This window comes from Chitinophaga japonensis (assembly GCF_007830125.1).
Lineage (GTDB): Bacteria > Bacteroidota > Bacteroidia > Chitinophagales > Chitinophagaceae > Chitinophaga > Chitinophaga japonensis.
Genome location: NZ_VLLG01000004.1, coordinates 529,943 through 552,536 on the forward strand (window position 1 = coordinate 529,943; position 22,594 = coordinate 552,536).

Here is a 22,594-nt window from a genome sequence, read left to right on the forward strand (position 1 = left end):
ATCTTTGCACCATTATGCGACCAAGGGACGAACAGAAGGAAGCTACCATCCGGGAAAAAGCCATCGAGATGATCGTACAGGAAGGCTTTGACGGGTTCAGCATGCAAAAGCTGGCCAAAGCGGCCGGTCTTTCCGCCTCCACCATCTATATTTATTTTAAGAACAGGGAGGACCTGCTGCGCCAGTTGTACCTGGCGGTGGATGAGGTCTTCGCCAGAGAAGCGCTCCGGCATTTTGACCCGGCCATGCCCTTCGAAGACGGCCTGTGGCTGCAATGGAAGAACCGTTACCGCTATATCCTGAAGCACCCGCTGTACTTCCATTTTTCGGAGCAGTTCCGTAACTCTCCCCTGATCCGGCAGCAGGACCTGCACACTCCTGCTTTCCGCAGCGCCATGCAGCAGTTTGTGCGCAACGCGGTGCAGCGGAAGGAGGTGGCCGAACTGCCGGCCGAAGTGTTCTGGGCCGCTGCCTACGGCCCCTTTTACATACTGGTGCAGTTTCACCTGCAGCAAAGCGGGATGGGCGGCAAACCCTTTTCCCTGAGCGAGCAGAAGCTGAAACAGGCTTTCCAGTTGGTGATCAAAGCCCTGCGGCCCTGAACTTCTTTTTAACTTTTAAAACAACAATTCCTTGAAACTCAATCATGCCAACCTCCCGGTACCAGACGTGCCGGCGCTGCGCGACTTTTTTGTACAGTATTTCCACTTTACCGTGCTGGCTGCTCCCGCCCCCGATAAATTCGTGGTGCTGCGGGACGATGCCGGCTTCATCCTGAACCTGATGCAGGCGAAAGAAAGCCCGGAGGAAAGCGGCTATCCCCGTAACTTCCACATCGGCTTTTTCGTGGATACGCCGGAGCAGGTGCGCGCCCAGTATGCCGCCCTGAACGCCGCCGGCATCCGCACCGGCGATATGGAAGAGCTGCGGCGGGGCGGGTTTTCCTCCGTTACCTTCTACTGTCATGCACCGGGCGGCTTGCTGGTGGAGGTGAGCAGCCAGAGCTGAGGGTGTGGCATGGGTATTGTGGCGCTTTCCACATGGAAAAGCATATTATTACCATCGTGCTCAACGACAAGCCGTACCAGTTGCTCATCTCCATCGACCACCTGGAGGAAGAGATCACTTACCGGGTAGCGCCCGGCGCAGATGAGAACGAACTGGAGGGTATCATTCCCGAAAACCTGGAGTTCCGGGCCAACGGGCATGTGAAGTTCGATGAACGGCTGCGTACCGTGGAAAGCGAGCAGATAGCCCGCCTCATCTGGCAGGAGATACTGGATAAGCTGAACCCGTAAAGGTATTTCTTTCCAGGCCCTGCCATATTTTTTCGGCTATTGCGATGAGCGAGCCCTGTGATGCGGGATCAAATTCGTTTGATAACAGCACGATCCCGGTATTTATTTCAGGGTAGAGCACGCAATAGCTTGAAAAGCCGAATGTTCCCCCCGTATGCCAGATTTTCCTGCCTTTTCCTGATGTTTCATTCAATCTCCAGTACAAGCCAATGCCCGAACTGTCCGTATACCGCTGGGTTGGCGAATGTGAGAGCCGGACGATATCGTTTTTTTCATTCAACTGGAAACGGATGTATCGCAGCATGTCCGATACGGAAGCATACATTCCGCCGGAATATTTCATAATCGCGGGTATATAGGGCATCCTGCTTCCTTTGGCATCGTAACCTTTGGCCAGTGTTATTGTGTCTGCCGGGATCACCACCCCTGTTTGCCGCATGGCGAGGGGGCCGGTAATATACCTGCGTATCAATGCGTCAAATGTTTGATGATACACCCTTTCCAGGATAAACCCGATAAGTTGCGCACCAGCATTGGAATAGCGGTAATGAATGCCCGGGACAGTATCGATTTTTACCGCATGCAGGTCCTTCAGCAACTGTTCTTTTGTATAATGATTATGAAGGCGGGCCAGATGGAAAGGGATGGAGTCCGCCGGCTGCCGGAATATATCCGGCCTGTCCGGTAAAAAAGGCGGCAGCCCTGCAGTGTGATTGGCAAGATGCACGATCCTTACCGGCTGCCTCTGGCATGCCAGGTTGGGATAACTGCCGGGCAGGTAACGCCGGATATCATCTTCCAGCTTTATTTTCCCATCTGCCAATGCCCCGGCCAGCAGCAGGCCTGTAAAGGTTTTTGAAATGGATCCTATTTCGTAGATCGTGTTGCTGTCCGGTAGTACGTCCTTTCCCTTTTCTGCCGCGCCGTAATTATAGGTATATATTTCTCCGTTCCTGATGATCCCGATGGAAAGTCCTACACGGACAGGGTCCTGCATAAAAGTAGCAGCAGCCCCCTGAACAAGCGTATCCATCCGGGTTTTCAAAGGATTATCCGTTGCAATGCGCACCGGTCCCTGCGATTGACCGTGCAGGGCGGACAACAGCAATGCCAGTGTCATCCCTCCTTTCACAATTGCAGGATAAGGGTTTAAGCACGAAGTCATAAGGCGTAAAGATATTATTTAGGGGGTAACAAGGGTATATATTTTCTCATATGCTGTAACTTCCCTCAAAATTTGACAACGATGAAAATAGGATTTATTGGATTAGGACATTTAGGAACGCCCATAGCGGAAAATTTATTAATGCAGCACCAGCCGGTGTACGTGTACAACCGGACCGCCGCCAAAGCACAGCCCCTGCTGGAAAAAGGCGCCGTGATCTGCACATCTGTAAAAGAGCTGGCCGGCCTCTGCGACGTGGTATTCAGCATCGTGTCTGACGATGCGGCCCTGCACCATATTACCGAAGGCCCCGACGGTATTGCCGCCCACCTGAAAGCCGGCGGCGTACATATTTCCATGAGCACCATCCTGCCGGCTACCAGTACAGCCCTGGCCGCCCTGCACCACAAGCACAACAATCATTATATCGCCGCTCCCGTGATGGGCCGGCCTGAAGCCGCCCGGGCGCGGAAGCTGAACTTCCTGGTATCGGGGCAAAGCGATGTTATTGAAACGATCAAGCCTCTGCTGCAGGATGCCGGCGCCGTAAACACCTGGGAGTTTGGCGCGGAAGCGGGCGCGGCCAATACCGCCAAACTGTGCAGCAACTACCTGATCCTTTCCGGTGTGGCGGCCATGGCGGAGGGCATCAACATGGCGCAGCGGAGCGGCATTGATCCCCACCAGTGGATGCAGATGCTGACGCAGACGCTGTTCAACGCGCCCTTCTACCATATCTACAGCGCAGCCCTGCTGAAAGAGGCCTACCTGCCGGCAGGCTTCAGCCTGCAGATGGGATTAAAGGACGCCAACCTGGTGATGCAGCAGGCGCAAAGCGTAGAGGCGCAGATGCCGCTGGGGCAAAAGCTGCAGGAGCTCCTGCAACAGTCCCTGGCGCAGGGATTGGGCGACCATGACGTGATCGCCATGGCCCTGGCCATACAGAAAGGCCCGGCCACATTATCCTAAGCCCGGCCCGAAGGGCTGCGGGGTATCAGCTTCATGCGCTTTGATCGCCTTCCATATTTCTTCCGTTATCCGGCGGCATTCCAGCGAAACAACGCGGGGAGAGCATTCCATCCCCGCGTCTGTTTCAAACAGCACCAGGTTGTCCGGCAGATCGCAGTTGAACTCCGAGGACAGGTTCTCGTCTACAATGTAATAGGCCGGGTAGCCATTATAGGCATCCTGCTCCACGTGCAGGGTATGCTGCCGGCCCTGGAAATTGATATCAATGGTTTGTGCGGTCATGAAAAACGTTTACAGAACGGGCCGCAAGTTTGGGGCCATTTTAACCAGTTTGCAGTGGGCAGTGGGCAGTTACTGGAGCGACTATTCAACTGACTGCCCACTGCAAACTGCAAAATTCCACCGCTTGTCTACAAAAACGCCTGCCTTATCTACTATTCCCCTGCTGACGTGGCGGCTATAAATAAATTTGCTAACTTATAGTGATGAGATGATGAAGCGGACCAACGCCATATATAGTATTGTAGCACTGCATGTTCTGATCTGGGGAGCGCTGCTGGCGCTGCCGCATTTGCTGACAGCCGGGCAACAGCCTGCGCCGGGTATGCTGCCGGGCAGCTTCTGGCTGGTGAGCAGCTTTATACATATCGGCCTGTTTTACCTGAACGCCTATGTGCTGTACCCCCGCTGGCTGAATAAAAGATACTGGTGGCTGTATGTGCTTAGCCTGGCCCTGCTGGCGGCCGTCACCTATTACATCAAGCGGGGCATACTGGCGGTTTTCTTCCCCGGCGTATCCGGCAGCAGCGCCTCCTTCCCGGTGATCTTTTTCCCGGCCCTCCTCTTCCTGGTGGCCAGCATCATATACCGGCTGGTGGTGGACAAAGTGCATTATGAAAAAGAGCAAAAGGAAAGACAGGCGGCGCAACTGGCCATGGAGCTGAAGTTCCTTCGCTCGCAGATCAGCCCGCACTTCCTTTTTAACGTGCTGACCAACCTGGTATCGCTGGCGCGCAAGAAGTCGGACCTGATGGAACCTTCGCTGATCATGCTGTCGGACCTGATGCGCTACATGCTGTACGATTCCGAGATCAGGAAGGTGCCGCTGGAAAAAGAAGTGGCTTACCTGAAAAGCTATATCGCACTGCAAAAGCTGCGCTTTGGCGACGAGACGCCCATTGAGACCCTGATAGAGGTGGCGCCGGACCAGGAGCAGCTCAGCATAGAGCCCATGCTGCTGATCCCGTTCGTGGAGAATGCGTTCAAGCACGGCATCGGCTGGATCACGGATCCCTGGATCTCTATCCGGCTGGTGGTAGCGGAGAACCGGCTGACCTTTACGGTAAAGAACAAATACACCGTCAACGGGTCGGACAGCAAGGACAGCAGCTCCGGCATTGGCCTGGCCAATGTGGGCACCCGCCTGAAACTACTGTACCCGGACCAGCATATCCTGGCGGTGCAGCAAAATGCCGGTATATTTTCCACCGTATTAACTTTACAGCTACGATGACGACAATGCAATGCCTGGCTATAGACGATGAAAAACTGGTGCTGGACCTCCTGGAGGACAACATCCGGCAGGTGCCTTTCCTGCACCTGGTAAAAGCCTGCCGCAACGCAATGGAAGCAACAGCCGTGCTGCAAAGCACGCCCGTTGACCTGCTTTTCCTGGACATACAGATGCCGGGGCTGAGCGGCCTGCAGTTCCTGCAAACGCTGCCCCAGCCGCCCATGACCATCCTGGTGACGGCTTATGAACAGTATGCGCTGGAAGGCTACAACCTGAACGTGGTGGACTACCTGCTGAAGCCCGTGTCCTTTGAGCGCTTCCTGAAAGCCTGCAACAAGGCGCAGGAACGGTTCCGCTGGCAGCAGCAACCCCACCCCGAGCAGGAAGCCGCCGCCGACCATTTCTTTGTTAACGTAGAATACACGCTGGTGAAAGTGCTGCTGTCCGATATCCTGTACGTAGAGGGACTGAAGGATTATATCAAGATACACGTTGCATCCTCCAAAAAACCGGTGGTCACCCGCATGAGCATGAAAGCCATTGAAGAAAAGCTGCCCTCCTCCGGGTTTGTGCGCACGCATAAATCTTTTATTATTTCCACCGGCAGGATCACTTCCATCAAAAGGGACCTGGTTTGCATAGGTGAGCTGGAGCTGCCGCTGAGCGAGTTTTACAAGGGGAACCTGGATAGGGTGATCCGCAGAAGCTGAGGCCGGCCGCGCTACGCAACCCGCATAATCTTCTCCAGCTTGCGCCCTTTTGCCAATTCATCCACCAGCTTATCGAGGTACCTTGCCTTTTGCGTTAAGGGATTGGTAATTTCTTCCACCCGGTAGCCGCAGATCACGCCGGTGATGAGGTGGGCATTCGGGTTTAACGTGGCGTGCTGAAAGAATTTTTCAAACGTTACTTTTGCTTCCATGAGCGCCTGCAGCTTTTCTTCATTATAGCCGGTCAGCCACTCAATTACCCGGTGTAATTCATCTTTCGTTCTGCCCTTCTTCTCCACTTTTGCGAGATAGTGCGGGTATACCGAGGCGAACGTCATTTTTGCAATACGGTCGTCGTGATGGCTAGTATCGTTCATACCTTGCATTTTAATGATCCGGGGAGTCGTTTTGCTGGCCGAAGATAAGAAAAAGAGCTGTTACCATTCGGGGTAAAAGACTTTATCATCATAACGCTTTACGAGAGAGTCAAGCGCTGATGACTTGTACCATTCAAAACACCGAAACGTAATGGGCTTTTTATCCCCGTAATCAGCAATTTGGGTAGGTTTAATGGCACGGCCAACCTCCTTTGACAAGCTGTCAACCGCCATTACCACATCCGGTGGATAGCCGGCAAGATCGAAATAAATGGACCCGCTAATATCATCCTCGAAAAGCACTTTCGTTCCCAATGCGCCTTTCAGGCACCCACAAAAGGCCATTTCTTTAAGATACTGGCGGCTTGCCTGCTGCACAGAGTCTTTAAAGCGGGCAAGGTCTTTCCGCTGTGCCGCGGCCTGTGATATGAATGCGAAGCAGCAAGCCAATGATAATAATACTTTTGTTATCCTCATAAATCATTTAATTTAAAATCCATAAAGCAACCTTGGCTGTACCACCTTCAGCATCAAAGTAATCATGATTGCCAATAGCCTTTGAGCCATCCCAAAGCGAGGCGTGACCGGTAGCCCCAAACAACTTCGGATAGTTCGGTTGCATAAGATAAATCCCTTTTTTACCGGTCAGGCCTGTTCTGAAATTCTGGCCATCTGTTCCTCCATTAGTAAGCTCCATATTAGGTGTACCAAAGGTGGCCTTTAGCCACGCATATAATTTAGCTGCGCTTAAGAAATAGAACTTTCCATCGTTACCTTGAAAAGTTTCTCCTTGAATTCTTGGAATCTTCACATTACAATAGTTCAAAGCCCGGGATACCCTTAAGGCGCAGGCGTTATTGTAATGTTCAGGATCCGCATTATAAAATGCAAGTGGAGTTCCCCCGACCAGTTGATATACCTCTGGCCCTGGCATATCGTTGCCGGAAGCATCCTTAGGATATGCTGCATACATGGCAGCATACGATGGTCTTACCTGAGGCGGGAAAGTGCCTGGTTCATATTCATAGTACCAGTATGCCATGTCCGGATCATCATCTTCTAGATTAGGGTTAGCCTCACTTGCTACAATGCCGCTACCTGGTACATAATCTGCATATTCCCAATGATTGTCTTCTGTATCTGATCCATCTCCACCATCTCCTGAGCCTCCACCTCCGGCTCCACCATCCCCTGAGCCACCGCCTCCCGATCCGCCACCATCGCCACCGGTGGTCCAGCAAAAAGTGTAAGTTGTTGTTTCAGTTCGTACATAATATTCATTCCCACTACAATCACAAGGATCTGCATCTCCATCCGGATCAAACCAAATCTCAACCTCATCAGTAATGGTCATACAACCCTCGGTTGCTACATTACCCGCGTCTTTACCTACTTGCCTGAGATCAGTAATGTTATATGTATTTTTCTCGTAGATGGACTGATCAAAAAAATTGATCGTAGCCTGCACTTTGAATGCATTTTGGGTACCTTGGTGGTCAAATCCGTAAATCGCCAATAAATCCTTACGAAACACGCGAAACCTGTATTTACCGTTTTGAAATCTCTGAGCCAGCACATAGCCATTAATAGATTGCTTATCCAATGTCAGAGGAATTAACGCCATATATACCTCCGGAATACTGTTGCACTATACCTTTATCCCAAAGTGGTTGCCCATTAAAACGGATAAAATAATCTAAGAAGTTACGTCGTTTGCTTTGCCTTTCAATCTCTAATGCAAAACTCTTTATTGGGGGATTAACGTCGTCAGAAAATTTAAAAAATGATTCTTTAGCTTGCACTTCCGGGGAAATATTGTCTGTTTTCATTTCTTTTTGGCAAGAAGTAGCTGTTAGAATTCCAAGCAAAAGCAGGATACACGGGGCAAACGTCAAGTTGCCTCTCATAAATTCCAATTATGTACAGGTTAGTCTAGTATTTATTAAACAATAGAGTATCTCATCAAATAATCATCTCCACACACTCACCAAAACAAACATAGTACCTTATTGCCTGGGCCTACAGCAATAATGATATAAGAAGTTGGGTAATCATCCTATAACGTAACAATGATAGAATAATTTTTCTATATTTCAAAAATGATTTAGTAACCTTTTGTATTATAAAATACACCATCGCAGAAAGTCTATTCAATTCCCCCTTTCGTCTCCACAACTCTCTCACAAATATATTGCGCCGGAACCGCGCCGGGATGCCCGCTAGTTTTGTGCTCATAAAAACAACATACTATGGCAGCTCGTACACTTACAATCCTTGTGCTGATGCTTTGCGGATGGTGCCTGTGTTACCCGGCTCATGGCCAGGTAAAGATATCCGGCTACATTACCGGTAAACAACAGGCCGCCATACCCGGCACCAGCGTAGTCCTGCAGGGTACGGCCCAGGGCGCCACTACGGACAGCACCGGACATTTCCGGTTCACCACCCTGCAAAAAGGACGGCAGGTGCTCAGCATTTCCTCCATCGGGTATAAAACAACCGAAAAACCGGTAGTGCTGGTTAATGACAGTATAACCGTGAACGTTACCCTTCACAAAGACCATAAAACGCTGGGAGAAGTGGTGATCTCCGCGGGCGCATTTGAGGCCAGCGACAAAGCCAAGGGCGCGTCGCTGACGCCGATAGACGCGGTGACGGTGGCCGGCAACGGCGGCGACCTTGCCAATGCATTACGGTCCCTGCCCGGTGCGCAGCAGGTAGGCGAACGGGAAGGCCTGTTCGTGCGCGGCGGCACCGGGGAGGAGACTAAGCAGTTCGTGGACGGCACCTGGCTGAAAAACCCCAACTTCTCCAGCGTGCCCGGCGTGATACAACCGGCCCGTATCAATCCTTTCCTGTTCAAAGGCATCCTGTTCAGCACAGGCGGCTACTCCGCCCAATACGGGCAAGCCATGAGCAGCGCGCTGATACTGGAAAGCATCGACCTGCCGGACGAGTCGTCTGCCTCCCTGCACATCTTTCCCGTGAACGTGGGCGCAGGGCTGCAGCAACTGGCCAAAAACAAAAAGAGCAGCTATGGCATTAACGTGGACTACGGCCACCTCTCCTTATACAACGATATTGTGCCGCAGCGGCCGGACTATTTCCTGGGCCCCGAGTATGGGCGCGGACAAGCCAACTACCGCGTAAAGACAGGCAAGACCGGTATGCTGAAAATATACGCCGCCGCTACATTCAGCAATATCGGCCTGCGCCAGCCTGACATTGACAGCAGCCACCTGAAAAACTCCTTCCGCCTCCGAAACAGGAACCTTTACGCCAATGTGAGCTACCGCAGCATGCTGGGGGAAGACTGGCAGCTACGGCTCGCCAGCGCCTACAGCTACAACCAGGACGATATTTCCCTGGACCTGCTGAACAGCGGCAACGAGCCATTGCAGCTTCCCGGGGAAGTGTTTGACGGCAAGCAGCGGCACACCCGTACCCAAACCAATTTTGCCCAGGGCCGCATGGTGCTGTCGCGGCTCTTCCCGCGCAACCAGGCCCTGCACCTTGGCGCGGAACATTTTTACACGGCAGACCGGTATCGCAGCCATGACAGCCTGTACCCGCTGACCAATCAACTGACGGCCGCTTTTGCGGAAGGCGATATTTACCTGGCGGCCGGGCTGATGGTCCGTGCAGGCCTGCGCTTTGAACATTCCAGTCTCCTGGGGCGCTCCACGATTGCGCCGCGCGCCAGCCTGGCCTACCGCTTCCGCGACGGCGGGCAACTGAACCTGGCCTACGGCATGTTCTACCAGCAACCGGAAAATGAATACCTGTTCCGGCAACGGGACATGGACTTTTCCCGGGCCGACCATTACATTGTGAACTATACGAAAAAAGCCGGCAACCGGCTGCTAAGGCTGGAAGCCTATTACAAAAAGTATCACCGCCTGCCTAAATACTACCCCGCCATCAGCAACGCCGGCAGCGGAGATGCCAGGGGCGTGGAACTGTTCTGGCGCGACAAAAAGAGCATTCCGCAACTGGACTACTGGGTGACCTACACCTACCTGCACACGCAGCGGGATTACGGTAACTATCCCTATGCGCTGCAGCCGTCCTTCAGCACGCCGCACACCGTATCACTGGTGGTGAAACGGTTCTTCCAGGACATTAACCTGAACCTGAACATGGCCTACACCTTTGCCACCGGCCGGCCTTATTACGACATCCGCCTGGCAGGTGGGGACGGGAAACCGCAGGTGCACGACCAGGGCACTACCCGCAGCTATCACAATGTGAACCTAAGCGGGGCCTACCTGTTCTCCCTTTTCAAAAAGTGGAAGCACAAGGATTTTTCCGGTATCGGCTTTGGCGTGAACAATATATTCGGCACCCGGCAGGTATACGGCTACCGTTACAGCCATGACGGGTTACACAAAGCGGCTATGCTGCCGCCCGCCACGCGCTCCTACTATATCGGCATCTTCATGAGCTTTGGTACGGACCGCACGGAGGATTTCCTGAACGACAACCTGTAAGGAGCCATTTAACCAATCGTCATATATCCATTCACCATTCCAACATCACTGTCATGAAAAAAGCAACATTGTTATTCACCGCCTTATTGTTTATGATCCTGGCCGTACAGGCGCAGGATACGCAGCTCGAAAACGCCGTAGCCCTGCTGGACAAGGCGCAGACCGTAAAGGATTACCAGGACCTGTCCGCCCGCTTTACGCAGGCCGGCAACGCACAGCAGACCAACTGGCTGCCCTATTATTACGCGGCGCTCTGCAATGCGAAGATCGGTTTCCTGCTACAGGACGACGGCGAGCGCATAGAACCCTTCAGCAATGAAGGCGAAAGCAACGCCAAACAGGCGCGGGAGCTGCTCAGGGCCGGCGGCAATAAAAAGGACCTGGCGGAACTGTACACCGTCATGAGCATGATCTACCGCACCAGGGTGTTCATCAATCCCATGACCTATGGCCGCAAATATGGCCCTACATCCCAGCAGTACCTGGACAAGGCGCTGGAGCTGGATCCGGATAACCCGCGCGCCCTGTACGTGCAGGCCTGGGTGAAATACTACACCCCCAAAATGTGGGGCGGCGACAAGGACAAAGCCAAAACCCTGCTGGAAAGCGCCCTGCAAAAGCTGGCGGCACAAAAAGCCGGTGGCGTGGAACCGCACTGGGGTAAAACGGAAAGTGAGGCGCTGTTAGCGAAAACAGGAAGCAAGCAATAGGATGTAGAGCGTACTTTTGCTGTAAATACGCCGCGTATGCTTACCATCAGCTATGAAGCCTTTTACGAGACCGCGCGCCTCCTCAGCTTTTCAAAAGCTGCGGAGGTGCTGTATATGACCCAACCCTCCGTGAGCAAGCATATCCGCCTGCTGGAAAATGAATTTAACCTGAGCTTTTTTGAACGGAAAGGCAGCACCATACAACTAACGCCTGCCGGGAAGATACTGTTTGATCATGTAAAGCAGGCCAAGGAGCTGCAGCGCAACATGCAGTTCAACCTCAGCAGCCTGTCCGGCAGGCAGCAGGCCAAGGGGTCGCTGGTGGTGGGCGCCAGCACTACGGTAGCGCTGTACGTAATACCGGGCATCCTGTCCAGCTTTCACCAGCAATACCCGCACATCCAGTTGCGCCTGCTCAACAGCAATTCGGAGAACATCCTGCGGGCGCTGCTGGAGCAGGAAATAGACCTGGGCATTACCGAAAGCAGGAACAAGCATACCACGGTGCAGTACCGTTTCTTTATGAAAGATGAGGTCATACCGGTTTGCCACCGCAACAGCCCGCTGGCCAAAAAGAAACGGGTGACCGTGGAAGAGCTGAAAGACATACCGGTGGCGCTGCGGGAAAGGGGCAGCGGCACCCGCGACGCGGTGGCGGAAGCGCTGGCCCGTTTCGGCATTTCCATACAGGACATTCACAACCGTATTATACTGGGCGGCACGGAAGCGCTGAAGAATTTCCTGCTGAGCGATACCTGCCTGGGCTTCCTGCCGCTGCGCTCCGTGGAGCACCTGATCCAGAACGGGCAACTGGTGCGCATTGATATCCCGGGACTAAAAATACAGCGCTCCTTTTTCTTCATGCAAAGGCAGGGCACCAGCAACGACCAGATCAATAATATTTTCATTAAACTGGCGAGAAAACAGTATAACCCCAGGTAATAGTATATGCCTATTTAGTATAACTTATGAACAGGGGACGGATGTAAATTTGAAGCAGGAAGTATCCTATTCCATACTTCAGATATTGCATTTATGAAGACGCTTGAAACACTATCATTGCTGCATTCCCTGCAATGCAGCCGCTGCGGCCGGCATCACGATCCTTTCCGCCTGCAGCAGACCTCCGTATGCTGCCAGGCCCCTTTAGTAGCGCAATACGATACGGCGGACGTATTTCCGCTTTCCACGGAAGTGCTGCCCGCCCATTCCGATAATATGTGGCGGTACCTGGAAATGCTGCCGGTATTTGACGTGCATAATATTGTAACGCTTGGAGAAGGCATGACGCCGCTGCAAACCCTGCGCCACCTGCCCGGCATGCTGGGCTTTGACCGGCTTTACTGGAAAGACGAATCCCTGAACCCTACCGGCTCATTCAAAGCCAGGGGCCTCAGCGCCGCCGTTTCCAAAGCAAAGGAATTTGGCGTGGAAAGCTGTATTGTGCCAACAGCCGGCAATGCGGGCGGCGCGCTCAGCGCCTACTGCGCAGCAGCCGGCATACCTGCCGTGGTGGTGATGCCCCGGCATACGCCAAAGATATTCAAGGAAGAGTGCTGGATGTACGGTGCGGAGCTGGTGCTGGTGGATGGCCTGATCAACGACTGCGCAGCGGAAGCGGCCCGCATCCGGGAAGCGCGCCACTGCTTTGACGTGTCTACCTTTAAAGAGCCGTACCGGCTGGAAGGCAAAAAAACCATGGGCTACGAAATAGCGGAGCAGCTCCAGTGGACCCTGCCGGACGTGATCCTCTACCCCACCGGCGGCGGCACCGGCCTGATCGGCCTCTGGAAAGCTTTCCGGGAAATGCTGGCGCTGGGATGGATACCGGATAAAATGCCCCGGATGATCGCCGTACAGGCAGAAAACTGCCAGCCCGTAGTGGCTACGTGGAACGGGCTGCAACCCAATGCCCGGGAATATAACGGCCGCCCTTCCATTGCCAACGGCCTGGCGGTGCCACGGCCTTTTGCCGAACCGCTGATGCTGGACGTGCTCACACAATCGCACGGGCATTGCATGGCTGTCAGCGAAACGGAGATCAAACAATACATGCAATTGCTGGCGCGGAAAGAAGGGATGCTGGCGGCGCCCGAAGGCGCAGCGCTGGTGGCCGCATTGCCTAAACTACTGCAGGAAGGCGTGATACAGCCGGATGAGGATATCCTGCTGCTGAACACCGGCTCGGGGTACAAGTACCTGGAGAACCTGGGGATACCTGCGTAGCTATTACCGTTGGCTTCGTAGTTGATAGTCAACAGCTACGAAGCCAACATTGATTTTTTTAAATACGGCAAAAGTCGTAATATTGAAAAGAGAGTCAATACAACACAACAACCAATATCTAAACCAGAGCAGGATACCGCAAAACGTATAGAGAGCAAATCATTTTACCGGTTCACAACTATAATCAGCCGATGTTATGCGCCATCCATAACGTATGCCACTGTTATGCCATTACAGTCACCATATCATTCACTTTAAACCAAAATCACCTCACATGAGCAAACAGATCACCTACATGCTTGCTGCCTGCCTGACTGCAGGAGCACTGTTCGTTTCCTGCCAGAAAGAGAGCGCTGAGCAGGATGCGCCCGCCGCTACCGAAGTATCCCCCGAAGTACTGGGCCAGATCAGCGCCCGCGGCTTCAGCACCGCCGGCGTAAGAAAAGTGGAAGGCGGTTACCTGGTGGAAGGCGACATCCTGCTGGAAGAACAGGACCTGGCCAGCACGCCAGCCTCCCCCAACCTGCGTATTGCCGAAGTGGAGCAGTACCGCACCTACAACCTGGTGAGCAAACTGCCCCGCACCATTACCGTAAGGGTATCCAACCTGCCGGATGCCTATGTACAGGGCACGGATGAAGCCATTGCCCGTTACAACGCATTGAACCTGCAACTGAAATTCCAGCGGACCACGGCCCGCAAGGCAGACATCACCATTGAAGGATTTTACGAGGGCCCCAGCGGCGGCTTTATTACCCTGGGATCGGCCGGCTTCCCCAGCAAGAACGGCAGCCCCTACCGGAAAATATCCATGAACACGCACCCGGACGCCTATGGCGCCAATCCTGATGTGCTGTATGTAGCCTCCGTGATACAACATGAAATGGGGCACTGCATCGGCTTCCGCCATACGGATTATATGAACCGTGCTTTCAGTTGCGGCAGCGGCGGCAATGAAGGCGCCGGGAATGTAGGTGCAGTGCACATCCCCGGCACCCCCACCGGCCCGGACCGCGCATCCTGGATGTTGGCCTGCTCCGATGGCGGCAACCGCACCTTTAACAGCAATGATGTGGTAGCGCTGGATTATTTATACTAAGATGTTGAATGCTGAATGCTAAACGCATAACGCTGAACACCTTTGGCGTTATGCGTTTAGTGTTTAGCGTTATGCTGTTTCCCCGGCCCGTACAGCGGCCGTCCGTTCCTTGCGCCGGTGTGCTGCCCGTTCGCCAGCTCCGGTTGGCCGTTTACCAGCACATATTTAAAGCCGGTGGAATACTGGTGCGGGGCTTCAAAAGTAGCCCGGTCAATTACTTCCTGCGCATCAAAGATCACGATATCGGCCGCCATGCCTTCCCGGATCAGGCCGCGGTCCTTCAACTGGAACTTCTGCGCTGCCAGTGAGGTCATGCGGCGAATAGCTTCCTCCAGGGGCATTACATGCCTGTTCCTTACATACCTGCCCAGGATACGGGCATTGGTGCCATATGCCCGGGGATGCGGCATCCCTTTGCCGGGCGTGGGCACGCCCGCATCGGCTCCCACCATGCAGAAGGGGTATTTCATGATATAACGCACGTCGTCCTCGTTCATGCTATGGTACACCATCTGGGCGCCGCCTTTGTCCACCATGTCCATAATGGTCTCCGCTTCGTGCTTTGCCTTGCCCCTGCGGCCCAGGAGGCGGTTGATCTCCGTAATGCTTTTGCCGTTGTAGCTGGTGTCCGCGGAATAGTTGGCCACCACTGCATAACTGTAGTTCCGGTACTTATGCTCCTTCAGTTGCGCCAGCATCTCCTTTTTGATCTGTGCGCGGATAGCGGGGTTGTGCAGGCGGGCGCTGATGGAGTCCTGTCCGCCGGCCAGCGCCCAGTCGGGCAGGCACACGCCCAGGTTGGTGCTGCTGGCCGTGTAGGGATACTGGTCGATGGTCACGTCCCAACCCTCTTTGCGGGCCACCTGCACCAGGGCCAGTGTGCGGAGGGATTTGCCCCAGTTGGCCTTACCGCTCACCTTGAAATGGGAGATCTCCACGGGCATGTTGGCCGCCTTGCCGATATCGATGGCTTCATTGATGGCCGCCACCACCTGGTTGCCTTCGTTACGTATATGTGACGCATATACGCCGTTATACTTTGCGGCCGCTTTGGCCAGTCCTACCACTTCATCTGTTTTGGAATAAGCGCCCGGGATGTAGATCAGCCCCGTAGAGATCCCTACGGCGCCATCTTCCATGGCTTTGGCCACCAGGGCTTCCATCTGCTGCTGCTCTGCGGGCGTGGGCGTGCGGTTATCCCGCTGCATCACTTCCCGGCGCACGGTATTATGACCAATGAGGGAAGCCACGTTAATGCCGGGGCGCAGGCTGTCCACCCGCTCAAAGAAACGGTGCAGGTCCGCCGCAGAGCTGCCGCAGTTGCCGGTGACAATGGTGGTGACCCCGTCATAGATGTAGTTGTCCGCCGTGGGCTGGCTGAAGATACCGCTTTCCACGTGGCCGTGCACGTCAATAAAGCCGGGCGCCACGATCATCTTCTGTGCGTCTATCACCCTGGCGGCGTTATACTCCGGCAATTTTCCCACGGCCATGATCTTACCGTCCTTTACGGCCACATCCCCGTAAAACCAGGAGTTGCCGGTGCCGTCAACGATCTTCCCGTTGCGGATCAATACATCGCAGGACTGCTGCGCAAAGCCTGAAAAGCTGCATAGCAATGCCATGCCGGTGAGCCATCTGGTCATAAGCCGTACTGTTTTTTGCTAATAAAATAAAAAAAAGCCACAATCACAATACGATGCGCTTTCCTTCTCGGGCGGAACGGCGCGCCGCTTCCAGTATACGCACTACGATGAGGTTGTTCTGCAGCGAGGAAAGGTCGTTGCCCGGCTGCAGCCCGCCCTTGAGCACGGCCTGCAGGTAGCTGAGGTGATCCCGGAACGGTGCGGGCCTTACCGGCACGGTATAAGCGCTGTCGCGTTTGCGGCCCTGCAACTGGTTGGCATTGAGGGCATGCAGGTAGCCGGTCTTCCCGAATACTTCCAGGTCCTTGATGCTGAAGGGCCAGTTCCAGGAAGCTTCTATAATGCCGGTGGCGTCCGGGTACTCCAGGAGGATGGTAGCATCATCATCCACCTTCGGGTAAATATCCGGCTTGATCTGGTGGGTAACGGCCTGTACGGCAATGGGCGCCTTACCGTTCATGAGCCAGGTCATGAGGTTGGCGCCGTAGCAACCGAAATCCGTTAAAGCGCCGGCGCCGTTCTTTTCCGGGTCCGTAAGCCAGCGGAGGAAATCCTCGCTGCAGCCAATTTCTTTTGGGCCTTCATGCCCGTCGTGCACGATCATCTTGCGGATGGGGCCTATATCCTGCTGCCTGCTGACCAGGTCATACAATTGCTGGTTGCTGTTGTACCAGGTGGTCTCATAGTTGGTGAGCACGGGTATATGATATTGTTCCGCCAGGGCGGCGATACGCTCCGCCTGCTGTACGGTGGTGGCCAGCGGTTTTTCCACCATTACGGGAATGCCTTTGGGCGCGCAGGCTTCCACTACGGCCAGGTGCTCCGAAATGGGATTGTAGGCCAGCACGGCGTCGGGTTTAATGTGCGCCAGCATGGAGGGCACGTCTTTATAAAAAATATTGTCCGGGAGCTGGTAACGCTTTTTCATGCGCGCTATCAGAGGCTGATCCGCTTCTGCAATACCGATGATCTTTACTTCGCCCTTCTTATAGCTGTTCAGCACCAGGTGCACATGATCGTGGTTCATGCCGGCCAGGGCCACCTGCAGGGGTGACTGCGCCAGCACGCTTAACTGAAATGACAGGAGTACCAATAAGAACAATAAACGCTTCATTCGGATGGAATTTAGATCAGCCAAAGTATAAAAAAAGGAACGGGCAACTGCAGCCAGGCTTACTATTAAATTAATGAGTGTATGCGCATTACCGCATCTTCACGCGCAGCACATAATTGTCCGCGGTGATGTACAGCACCCTGTCGTTGTCCGCCAGGGCGCAGTTGGCCGCGGAAACGGGCAATTTTATCTTCCCCAGCATTGCGCCGCCGCTGTTGAATATCCAGATACCGCCGGGGCCGCTGGCAAAAATGTTGCCCTGCCGGTCTACCTTCAGTCCATCCGGCAGGCCGGGCGCATTGCGGGCGTCCGCCGTAACGTCGCGCAGTATACGGGGATTTACCAGCGAGTCATTGGGCGCTATATCATACAGGTACCATACTGCTTTGGCAGGATCGGAGTTGGCTATGATCAGCGTTCTTTCATCCGGCGTAAGGGCGATACCGTTAGGGCGGGTAATGGTGTCCGTGAGCAGGGTCACTTCGCCGCTTTGGTGATCTACCCTGAACACGCCGTGGAAAGGCAGCTCCCGGGCCGGGTCTTTTTCCCGCTGCACCATGCCATAGGGCGGATCGGTAAAGAAGAGATCCCCGTTGCTGCGCATCACGGCATCGTTGGGACTGTTGAATTGCTTCCCCTGGTACTGCCCTGCCAGTGTAACAAAAACAGGCGCGGGCTGCTGCAGGGGGGCATCCATACGCGCCAGGCGGCGGTCCCCGTGCTGGCAGAGGATCAGCCTCCCTTCCCGGTCCAGCAGCAGGCCGTTGGAACCCAGTTCCTCCCCGCGCGGTGTGGCGCCGGTGTAACCGGAAGGCCGGAGGTAGGTTTCCAGGCCCTTTTCAGGGGTCCATTTATGCACTACATTTTTGGGTACATCGGAAAAGAGCAGCATATTCTCCGCCGGCACCCAGAGGGGGCCTTCGGACCAGTCAAAACCTTCCGCGATCACTTCTATTTCAGCGTCTTCGTGGATGAGGGCCTGCAACGCTTCCCCTGCAGGCTCAATGGAGCCGATGGTTTTTACGGGCGCCGTTTTGCAGGCAGCCAGCCATACGATAATCAGAACAATGTAATACCAGTTCATATGTGCAAGGTTGAAGTAGGATGTATCCTACCTCCTATTTTTTCAATGGTTCCAGCAATTGTGTCAACCCGTTGATCCGGATCACGTACATGGTTTCCAGCAGCATACCCAGCTTGCCTTTGGGAAAGCCGCTGCGCTGGAACCATTCCAGGTAGGACACCGGCAGGTCGCACAGCAGCACATCCTTGTACTTGCCGAAAGGCATCTTCATGTTTACCAGTTGCTGTAATATCGCCGGGTCGGGTTGTGCTGATTCCATAGGGGGTGAAGTTAGCGCATCTCCCGGATTTTTCTTAGCTTCACCCCCACTATGTTCAACCAGGAAATCTATGCGGCCAGGAGACAACAACTCAAGGCTGCTGTAAAACAAGGCCTTATCTTATTACTCGCCAACGAAGAGAGCAGCATGAACTACAAGGACAACCTGTATCACTTCCGGCAGGACAGCTCCTTTTTATATTTCATCGGTATTGACCGGCCCTCGCTGGCGGCGGTAATCGATATTGACAAAGACCGGGAGATCGTGTTCGGCAACGAGCTGACGATGGACGACATTATCTGGACCGGTCCCCGGGAAACCATCCGCGAGCAGGCGGCCAAAAGCGGCATTCACACCGTACAGCCCCTGTCTGACCTGGACACCCTGTTGCAACAGGCGCGCGCGGCCGGGCAAACCATTCATTTCCTGCCTCCCTACCGGGCGGACAATGCGCAAAAGCTGAGCGACTGGCTGGACATTCCCTACGCCGCGCTGAAAAGCCGCGCCTCCGTGCCGCTGATCAAAGCCATTGTAGCGCAGCGCTCCATCAAGTCCGACCTGGAAGTGGCGGAGATAGAAAAAGCAGTAGGCATTACCGTGGACATGCAACTGGAGGCGATCCGCAGCGCACGGGAAGGCATGACGGAAACGGAGATCGCCGGCCGGGTACAGGGCGTGGCGGTCAGCGCCGGCGGCAACCTTTCTTTCCCGATCATCCTGACGGTGAACGGGCAGATACTGCACAACCATTACCAGCAAACCGTATTGCAGTCCGGGCAGATGGTGCTTTGCGACTGCGGCGCGGAAACGGATATGCATTATGCCGGCGACCTCACGCGCACCTTCCCGGTGGACGGCGCCTTTACCCCCCTGCAAAAGACCGTGTACGAAATTGTGGCGGCCGCGCAGCAACGGGCCATCGACGCCCTGCGCCCGGGCATCCTGTTCCGGGACGTGCACCTGCTGGCCTGCGAGCAACTGGCGGAAGGCCTGCGCGACATCGGCCTGATGAAAGGAGATGTAAAGGAAGCGGTAGCCCAGGGAGCGCATGCCCTGTTCTTCCAGTGCGGGCTGGGGCACATGATGGGGCTGGATGTGCATGATATGGAAGACCTGGGCGAAGCCTATGTAGGCTATACGGAGGACCTGCAGAAAAGCACCGCGTTCGGCCTCAAATCCCTGCGGCTGGGGCGCGCGCTGGAACCGGGCTTTGTGCTGACCGTGGAGCCGGGATTATACTTCATTCCCGAGCTGATAGATGAATGGCAGGCCGCCGGGAAGTTCACGGATTTTATAAACTACGACAAGGTACAGGCTTTTAAAAACTTCGGCGGTATCCGCATAGAAGAGGATTTCCTGATCACGGAAAACGGCAGCCGCCTGCTGGGAAAACCGTTGTACAAAACGGCGGCGGGGATAGAAGCGTTGAGATAGTGTGCGCACCTGCACATCAACATTCTTTTTTTTATGAGCACTACTACTGTTACTGTTGGTTTATCCAAGACCATCCGCTGCCTGGGTATGCTGCGATGGCAACTGAAAAAACAGGAACGATACATCCGGACACACCTGCCGCCTTTGCTGGCCGAGCTTTCGGCCGGGCAGCCGGAATCATTTTCAGAAGGCGGCATCAGGCGCATTACCAAATACTGGCAACTGTCGCTGAACGTGATCTGCAACAGCCTTTACAAGCTCTGCGGCCGGCAGCTTAGCGGGGAGGAACAGTACCGCATTCTCCTGCTCAGCGTTTTCGGGCCGCTGTATGACGACCTGTTTGACGACAAGCTGTTGAGCGAGGATCAGATAGAAGCCTTTACACTGGCGCCGGAAAAGCATATACCGGCCACCTTCGAGGAGCATGCGGCCAGGCAGGCCTACCTGCAACTGCTGGAGCTGGTCCCGGACCGCGAAAGGGTGATCTCGCACCTGCACTGCGTGTTCACCTGGCAGAAAGCTTCCCTGCAACAGTTGTCGCCGGACATCAGCGAGGCCAGGCTGTACGAAGTGACCTACCAGAAAAGCTACTATTCCATTCTTTTATTTTACTCCATACTGGACCATTATCCCGGCCCGGCCATGCTGGAAATGCTGTATCCCATGGCGGGGCTACTGCAACTGACCAACGATGCTTTTGACGTGTACAAGGATGTGCACAGCGGCATTTACACGGTGCCGAACCTGTACCGGAACTTTGACCGGCTGCTGCAGCATTTTATGCAGGACGTGGCGCAGTTCAACCACTTCCTGGCTAGGCTGCCTTTTCTCAAACGGCGGAAGGAGACGTACAGCATTACCATTCATGCCCTGCATGCCATGGGCCGCATGGCCCTGGAGCAACTAAGGGAAACCACCCGCGGCGTGAACAGCCTGGCGGAGCTGGCAACCCTGAGCCGCAAGGCGCTGGTATGTGACATGGATCAATTCAGGCAGCAGCTAAAGTGGGTCCGGCAGGTGCAATACCTGGTCAATTACCAGGCGCCGGTACCGGCGCCTCCAACCGGCTTAAAAGTTCCTGCGTCGTCAGCACCGTAGCAAATTCTCCCTGCAGCGTAGCCAGGGATACCTGGTGCACCAGCTCCGCGCTCATATGCTCCCCGTTGATGCCGGTCTTGTTAAAGGCCGCCGTGGCATCCGCGATAATAAAGGTGCGGTAGCCCAGGTTGGCCGCCATACGCGTGGTGGTGGATACGCAGTGCTCCGTGGCAAGGCCGGTCACCACCACCGTGTCAATGCCCTGCGCATCCAGGCGGGCCTGCAGGTCGGTGCCGATGAACGCGCTGTTCACGCTGCGCACCAGCACCGGCTCCCCGGGCAGCGGGGCTACTTCATCCTTAAAGGCAAAACCCGGCAGGTCCGGCCGCAAAGGAGAACCGGGGTTATGGGAGCTGTACTGTATGTGGAACAGCGGCAGCCCCCGGCTGCGCCAGTGCGCCAGCAGCTTTTGAGCCTGCTGCTCTGCCCGGGGATTGTTGCGCTCTCCCCCATAGTAGTCCTTTTCTTCAAAACCTTTTTGCATGTCTACCAGCAGTAGGGCCGGCCGGCCCTGTAAGCCTTTTTCCATATGTTGTTGTTTTTTGATACCCAAAGGTAGGCTGCTGCCGCCTGGCGCGGAAGGACAAAAACGCGCGGTATCCGGCCATTGGTAATTTTATTATTTTTATGCCGTCATGGTCAAATTCACTACTACCATACACAAGTTTGACAGCCAGGGAGAAAAGACCGGCTGGACCTACATTGAAATACCGGCCGACCTGGCACAGGAGCTGAAGCCGGGCAACAAACAATCTTTCCGCGTAAAAGGCAAGCTGGACAAGCATCCCATCCAGGCGGTGGCGCTAATGCCTATGGGCGGCGGCAGCTTTATCATGCCGCTGAACGCCACCATGCGCAAGGCCATCGGCAAACGGCAGGGCGCCATGCTGCAGGTACAATTGGCGGTAGACGACAACCCCGAACCGGTAAGCTGCCCGGAGCTGATGGAATGCCTGGCCGACGACCCGGATGCGCTCTCCTTCTTTAACAGCCTGACCAAAGGGCACCGCAACTATTTCATGCAATGGATCAACAGCGCCAAAACGCAGCCCACCCGGGAAAAGCGTATAACCCAGGCCGTGGTAGCGCTGGGCAGGAAGCAGGGCTTCCCGGAAATGGTGCGCGCGCAGAAGGGAAGCAGGATGTAGGAGGTAAGAAGTAAGAAGTATGAGGTAGGAAGTGGGAAGAATAGGTGCTAAAACGGACAAATGGGGGTTTTACAGAGAAATTACCCGGTAAAATTATTGGCTAGTTGCAAACGATTGCATATATTCGTATTGTACTGTTTTGATAAACCCTGCAGCGCCCGGACACTGAAACTAAAACATTGCCAATATCGCATATTGAAGCCTTTATCTGCAGTATAGCAAATCCCGTTTAACATAAGCTGGCATTGCCATGA

The 22,594-nt window shown here is 54.5% G+C and carries 25 protein-coding genes; 14 read left to right on the forward strand and 11 right to left on the reverse strand.

From position 1 onward, the window contains the following. The first annotated feature begins 14 nt into the window (after positions 1 to 14). The 3 genes from LX66_RS19275 to LX66_RS19285 are packed head-to-tail and all read left to right on the forward strand — an operon-like array spanning position 15 to position 1,298. Positions 15 to 602 (forward strand): TetR/AcrR family transcriptional regulator, encoded by a 588-nt coding sequence (locus LX66_RS19275; RefSeq protein ID WP_145716582.1) that lies wholly within the window; start codon positions 15 to 17, stop codon positions 600 to 602. Between the two features lie 31 nt (positions 603 to 633). Continuing rightward, positions 634 to 1,008, forward strand: a complete 375-nt coding sequence (locus tag LX66_RS19280; protein WP_145716584.1) for a VOC family protein — start codon at positions 634 to 636, stop codon at positions 1,006 to 1,008. Between the two features lie 32 nt (positions 1,009 to 1,040). Beyond that, complete coding sequence (locus LX66_RS19285; RefSeq protein WP_145716585.1) at positions 1,041 to 1,298, forward strand: hypothetical protein; 258 nt, start codon at positions 1,041 to 1,043, stop codon at positions 1,296 to 1,298. On the opposite strand, the gene LX66_RS19290 is transcribed toward LX66_RS19285, so the two are convergent. After that, positions 1,261 to 2,463, reverse strand: a complete 1,203-nt coding sequence (locus LX66_RS19290) for a serine hydrolase domain-containing protein (protein ID WP_145716587.1) — start codon at positions 2,461 to 2,463, stop codon at positions 1,261 to 1,263. The two genes, LX66_RS19285 and LX66_RS19290, sit on opposite strands and share 38 nt — an antisense overlap. 72 nt (positions 2,464 to 2,535) lie before the next feature. Here LX66_RS19290 and LX66_RS19295 point away from each other — a divergent pair, with 72 nt between their 5' ends. Next, complete coding sequence (locus LX66_RS19295) at positions 2,536 to 3,432, forward strand: NAD(P)-dependent oxidoreductase (RefSeq protein ID WP_262713216.1); 897 nt, start codon at positions 2,536 to 2,538, stop codon at positions 3,430 to 3,432. On the opposite strand, the gene LX66_RS19300 is transcribed toward LX66_RS19295, so the two are convergent. Then, the gene (locus LX66_RS19300; protein ID WP_145716590.1) at positions 3,424 to 3,714 is read right to left on the reverse strand and encodes a hypothetical protein; all 291 of its coding nucleotides are present in this window, start codon (positions 3,712 to 3,714) and stop codon (positions 3,424 to 3,426) included. The genes LX66_RS19295 and LX66_RS19300 overlap by 9 nt on opposite strands. Before the next feature lie 208 nt (positions 3,715 to 3,922). Here LX66_RS19300 and LX66_RS19305 point away from each other — a divergent pair, with 208 nt between their 5' ends. Together LX66_RS19305 and LX66_RS19310 are read left to right on the forward strand one after the other, a co-directional pair. Beyond that, positions 3,923 to 4,945: a sensor histidine kinase gene (locus tag LX66_RS19305; RefSeq protein ID WP_145716592.1), complete on the forward strand. Its 1,023-nt coding sequence runs from the start codon at positions 3,923 to 3,925 to the stop codon at positions 4,943 to 4,945. After that, positions 4,942 to 5,655 carry a LytR/AlgR family response regulator transcription factor gene (locus tag LX66_RS19310; RefSeq protein ID WP_244620461.1) on the forward strand — a complete coding sequence of 238 codons (714 nt, stop codon included), beginning with the start codon at positions 4,942 to 4,944 and terminating at the stop codon, positions 5,653 to 5,655. The genes LX66_RS19305 and LX66_RS19310 overlap by 4 nt, the downstream gene beginning before the upstream one ends. An 11-nt stretch (positions 5,656 to 5,666) precedes the next feature. Here LX66_RS19310 and LX66_RS19315 read toward each other — a convergent pair whose 3' ends face one another. Genes LX66_RS19315 through LX66_RS19330 form a run of 4 tightly spaced genes read right to left on the reverse strand, consistent with a single transcriptional unit; the run spans position 5,667 to position 7,939 of the window. Next, entirely contained in the window at positions 5,667 to 6,032 is a 366-nt protein-coding gene (locus LX66_RS19315) for a DUF2200 domain-containing protein (protein ID WP_145716594.1), read from the reverse strand. 60 nt (positions 6,033 to 6,092) lie between these two features. After that, the gene (locus LX66_RS19320; protein WP_145716596.1) at positions 6,093 to 6,509 is read right to left on the reverse strand and encodes a hypothetical protein; all 417 of its coding nucleotides are present in this window, start codon (positions 6,507 to 6,509) and stop codon (positions 6,093 to 6,095) included. Positions 6,510 to 6,516: 7 nt separating this feature from the next. Beyond that, positions 6,517 to 7,635: a T6SS effector amidase Tae4 family protein gene (locus LX66_RS19325; protein ID WP_145716598.1), complete on the reverse strand. Its 1,119-nt coding sequence runs from the start codon at positions 7,633 to 7,635 to the stop codon at positions 6,517 to 6,519. Continuing rightward, positions 7,628 to 7,939 (reverse strand): hypothetical protein, encoded by a 312-nt coding sequence (locus tag LX66_RS19330; protein WP_145716599.1) that lies wholly within the window; start codon positions 7,937 to 7,939, stop codon positions 7,628 to 7,630. The genes LX66_RS19325 and LX66_RS19330 overlap by 8 nt, the downstream gene beginning before the upstream one ends. 342 nt (positions 7,940 to 8,281) lie before the next feature. Between LX66_RS19330 and LX66_RS19335 the strand changes: the two genes are divergently transcribed. From LX66_RS19335 to LX66_RS19355, 5 genes are all read left to right on the forward strand, one after another. Continuing rightward, positions 8,282 to 10,522, forward strand: coding sequence for a TonB-dependent receptor (locus LX66_RS19335; RefSeq protein ID WP_145716601.1), 2,241 nt, complete (start codon positions 8,282 to 8,284; stop codon positions 10,520 to 10,522). A 53-nt stretch (positions 10,523 to 10,575) separates the two neighbouring features. After that, positions 10,576 to 11,232 carry a hypothetical protein gene (locus LX66_RS19340; protein ID WP_145716603.1) on the forward strand — a complete coding sequence of 219 codons (657 nt, stop codon included), beginning with the start codon at positions 10,576 to 10,578 and terminating at the stop codon, positions 11,230 to 11,232. Positions 11,233 to 11,268: 36 nt separating this feature from the next. After that, positions 11,269 to 12,174: a LysR family transcriptional regulator gene (locus LX66_RS19345; protein ID WP_145716605.1), complete on the forward strand. Its 906-nt coding sequence runs from the start codon at positions 11,269 to 11,271 to the stop codon at positions 12,172 to 12,174. Between the two features lie 93 nt (positions 12,175 to 12,267). Beyond that, on the forward strand, positions 12,268 to 13,458 hold the full coding sequence (locus tag LX66_RS19350) for a threonine synthase (protein WP_145716607.1): 1,191 nt from the start codon (positions 12,268 to 12,270) through the stop codon (positions 13,456 to 13,458). A 274-nt stretch (positions 13,459 to 13,732) separates the two neighbouring features. Next, positions 13,733 to 14,557, forward strand: a complete 825-nt coding sequence (locus LX66_RS19355) for a M57 family metalloprotease (RefSeq protein ID WP_145716609.1) — start codon at positions 13,733 to 13,735, stop codon at positions 14,555 to 14,557. Positions 14,558 to 14,613: 56 nt separating this feature from the next. On the opposite strand, the gene LX66_RS19360 is transcribed toward LX66_RS19355, so the two are convergent. From LX66_RS19360 to LX66_RS19375, 4 genes are all read right to left on the reverse strand, one after another. Beyond that, positions 14,614 to 16,203 (reverse strand): N-acyl-D-amino-acid deacylase family protein, encoded by a 1,590-nt coding sequence (locus LX66_RS19360; RefSeq protein WP_145716611.1) that lies wholly within the window; start codon positions 16,201 to 16,203, stop codon positions 14,614 to 14,616. Between the two features lie 43 nt (positions 16,204 to 16,246). Beyond that, positions 16,247 to 17,317: a Gfo/Idh/MocA family protein gene (locus LX66_RS19365; protein ID WP_145716613.1), complete on the reverse strand. Its 1,071-nt coding sequence runs from the start codon at positions 17,315 to 17,317 to the stop codon at positions 16,247 to 16,249. 88 nt (positions 17,318 to 17,405) lie between these two features. After that, positions 17,406 to 18,401 (reverse strand): SMP-30/gluconolactonase/LRE family protein, encoded by a 996-nt coding sequence (locus LX66_RS19370; protein WP_145716615.1) that lies wholly within the window; start codon positions 18,399 to 18,401, stop codon positions 17,406 to 17,408. Between the two features lie 34 nt (positions 18,402 to 18,435). After that, entirely contained in the window at positions 18,436 to 18,660 is a 225-nt protein-coding gene (locus tag LX66_RS19375; protein ID WP_145716617.1) for a DUF3820 family protein, read from the reverse strand. Positions 18,661 to 18,711: 51 nt separating this feature from the next. On the opposite strand from LX66_RS19375, the gene LX66_RS19380 reads away from it, so the two are divergent. Next, on the forward strand, positions 18,712 to 20,094 hold the full coding sequence (locus LX66_RS19380) for an aminopeptidase P family protein (RefSeq protein ID WP_145716619.1): 1,383 nt from the start codon (positions 18,712 to 18,714) through the stop codon (positions 20,092 to 20,094). Positions 20,095 to 20,127: 33 nt separating this feature from the next. Continuing rightward, complete coding sequence (locus LX66_RS19385) at positions 20,128 to 21,192, forward strand: hypothetical protein (protein ID WP_145716621.1); 1,065 nt, start codon at positions 20,128 to 20,130, stop codon at positions 21,190 to 21,192. Here the strand turns inward: LX66_RS19385 and LX66_RS19390 are convergent. Continuing rightward, complete coding sequence (locus tag LX66_RS19390) at positions 21,125 to 21,721, reverse strand: cysteine hydrolase family protein (protein WP_145716623.1); 597 nt, start codon at positions 21,719 to 21,721, stop codon at positions 21,125 to 21,127. The genes LX66_RS19385 and LX66_RS19390 overlap by 68 nt on opposite strands. A gap of 106 nt (positions 21,722 to 21,827) precedes the next feature. Here LX66_RS19390 and LX66_RS19395 point away from each other — a divergent pair, with 106 nt between their 5' ends. Continuing rightward, positions 21,828 to 22,340: a YdeI/OmpD-associated family protein gene (locus LX66_RS19395; RefSeq protein WP_145716625.1), complete on the forward strand. Its 513-nt coding sequence runs from the start codon at positions 21,828 to 21,830 to the stop codon at positions 22,338 to 22,340. The last annotated feature ends 254 nt before the right edge of the window (positions 22,341 to 22,594 follow it).

Excerpts from the sequence above, each read along its gene's own strand:
- LX66_RS19275 (WP_145716582.1), top strand. The coding sequence starts at position 15 with ATGCGACCAAGGGACGAACAGAAGGAAGCTACCATCCGGGAAAAAGCC.
- LX66_RS19285 (WP_145716585.1), top strand. The coding sequence starts at position 1,041 with ATGGAAAAGCATATTATTACCATCGTGCTCAACGACAAGCCGTACCAG.
- LX66_RS19290 (WP_145716587.1), bottom strand. The coding sequence starts at position 2,463 with ATGACTTCGTGCTTAAACCCTTATCCTGCAATTGTGAAAGGAGGGATG.
- LX66_RS19300 (WP_145716590.1), bottom strand. The coding sequence starts at position 3,714 with ATGACCGCACAAACCATTGATATCAATTTCCAGGGCCGGCAGCATACC.
- LX66_RS19305 (WP_145716592.1), top strand. The coding sequence starts at position 3,923 with ATGATGAAGCGGACCAACGCCATATATAGTATTGTAGCACTGCATGTT.
- LX66_RS19310 (WP_244620461.1), top strand. The coding sequence starts at position 4,942 with ATGACGACAATGCAATGCCTGGCTATAGACGATGAAAAACTGGTGCTG.
- LX66_RS19315 (WP_145716594.1), bottom strand. The coding sequence starts at position 6,032 with ATGAACGATACTAGCCATCACGACGACCGTATTGCAAAAATGACGTTC.
- LX66_RS19320 (WP_145716596.1), bottom strand. The coding sequence starts at position 6,509 with ATGAGGATAACAAAAGTATTATTATCATTGGCTTGCTGCTTCGCATTC.
- LX66_RS19330 (WP_145716599.1), bottom strand. The coding sequence starts at position 7,939 with ATGAGAGGCAACTTGACGTTTGCCCCGTGTATCCTGCTTTTGCTTGGA.
- LX66_RS19335 (WP_145716601.1), top strand. The coding sequence starts at position 8,282 with ATGGCAGCTCGTACACTTACAATCCTTGTGCTGATGCTTTGCGGATGG.
- LX66_RS19340 (WP_145716603.1), top strand. The coding sequence starts at position 10,576 with ATGAAAAAAGCAACATTGTTATTCACCGCCTTATTGTTTATGATCCTG.
- LX66_RS19345 (WP_145716605.1), top strand. The coding sequence starts at position 11,269 with ATGCTTACCATCAGCTATGAAGCCTTTTACGAGACCGCGCGCCTCCTC.
- LX66_RS19350 (WP_145716607.1), top strand. The coding sequence starts at position 12,268 with ATGAAGACGCTTGAAACACTATCATTGCTGCATTCCCTGCAATGCAGC.
- LX66_RS19355 (WP_145716609.1), top strand. The coding sequence starts at position 13,733 with ATGAGCAAACAGATCACCTACATGCTTGCTGCCTGCCTGACTGCAGGA.
- LX66_RS19360 (WP_145716611.1), bottom strand. The coding sequence starts at position 16,203 with ATGACCAGATGGCTCACCGGCATGGCATTGCTATGCAGCTTTTCAGGC.
- LX66_RS19365 (WP_145716613.1), bottom strand. The coding sequence starts at position 17,317 with ATGAAGCGTTTATTGTTCTTATTGGTACTCCTGTCATTTCAGTTAAGC.
- LX66_RS19370 (WP_145716615.1), bottom strand. The coding sequence starts at position 18,401 with ATGAACTGGTATTACATTGTTCTGATTATCGTATGGCTGGCTGCCTGC.
- LX66_RS19375 (WP_145716617.1), bottom strand. The coding sequence starts at position 18,660 with ATGGAATCAGCACAACCCGACCCGGCGATATTACAGCAACTGGTAAAC.
- LX66_RS19380 (WP_145716619.1), top strand. The coding sequence starts at position 18,712 with ATGTTCAACCAGGAAATCTATGCGGCCAGGAGACAACAACTCAAGGCT.
- LX66_RS19385 (WP_145716621.1), top strand. The coding sequence starts at position 20,128 with ATGAGCACTACTACTGTTACTGTTGGTTTATCCAAGACCATCCGCTGC.
- LX66_RS19390 (WP_145716623.1), bottom strand. The coding sequence starts at position 21,721 with ATGGAAAAAGGCTTACAGGGCCGGCCGGCCCTACTGCTGGTAGACATG.
- LX66_RS19395 (WP_145716625.1), top strand. The coding sequence starts at position 21,828 with ATGGTCAAATTCACTACTACCATACACAAGTTTGACAGCCAGGGAGAA.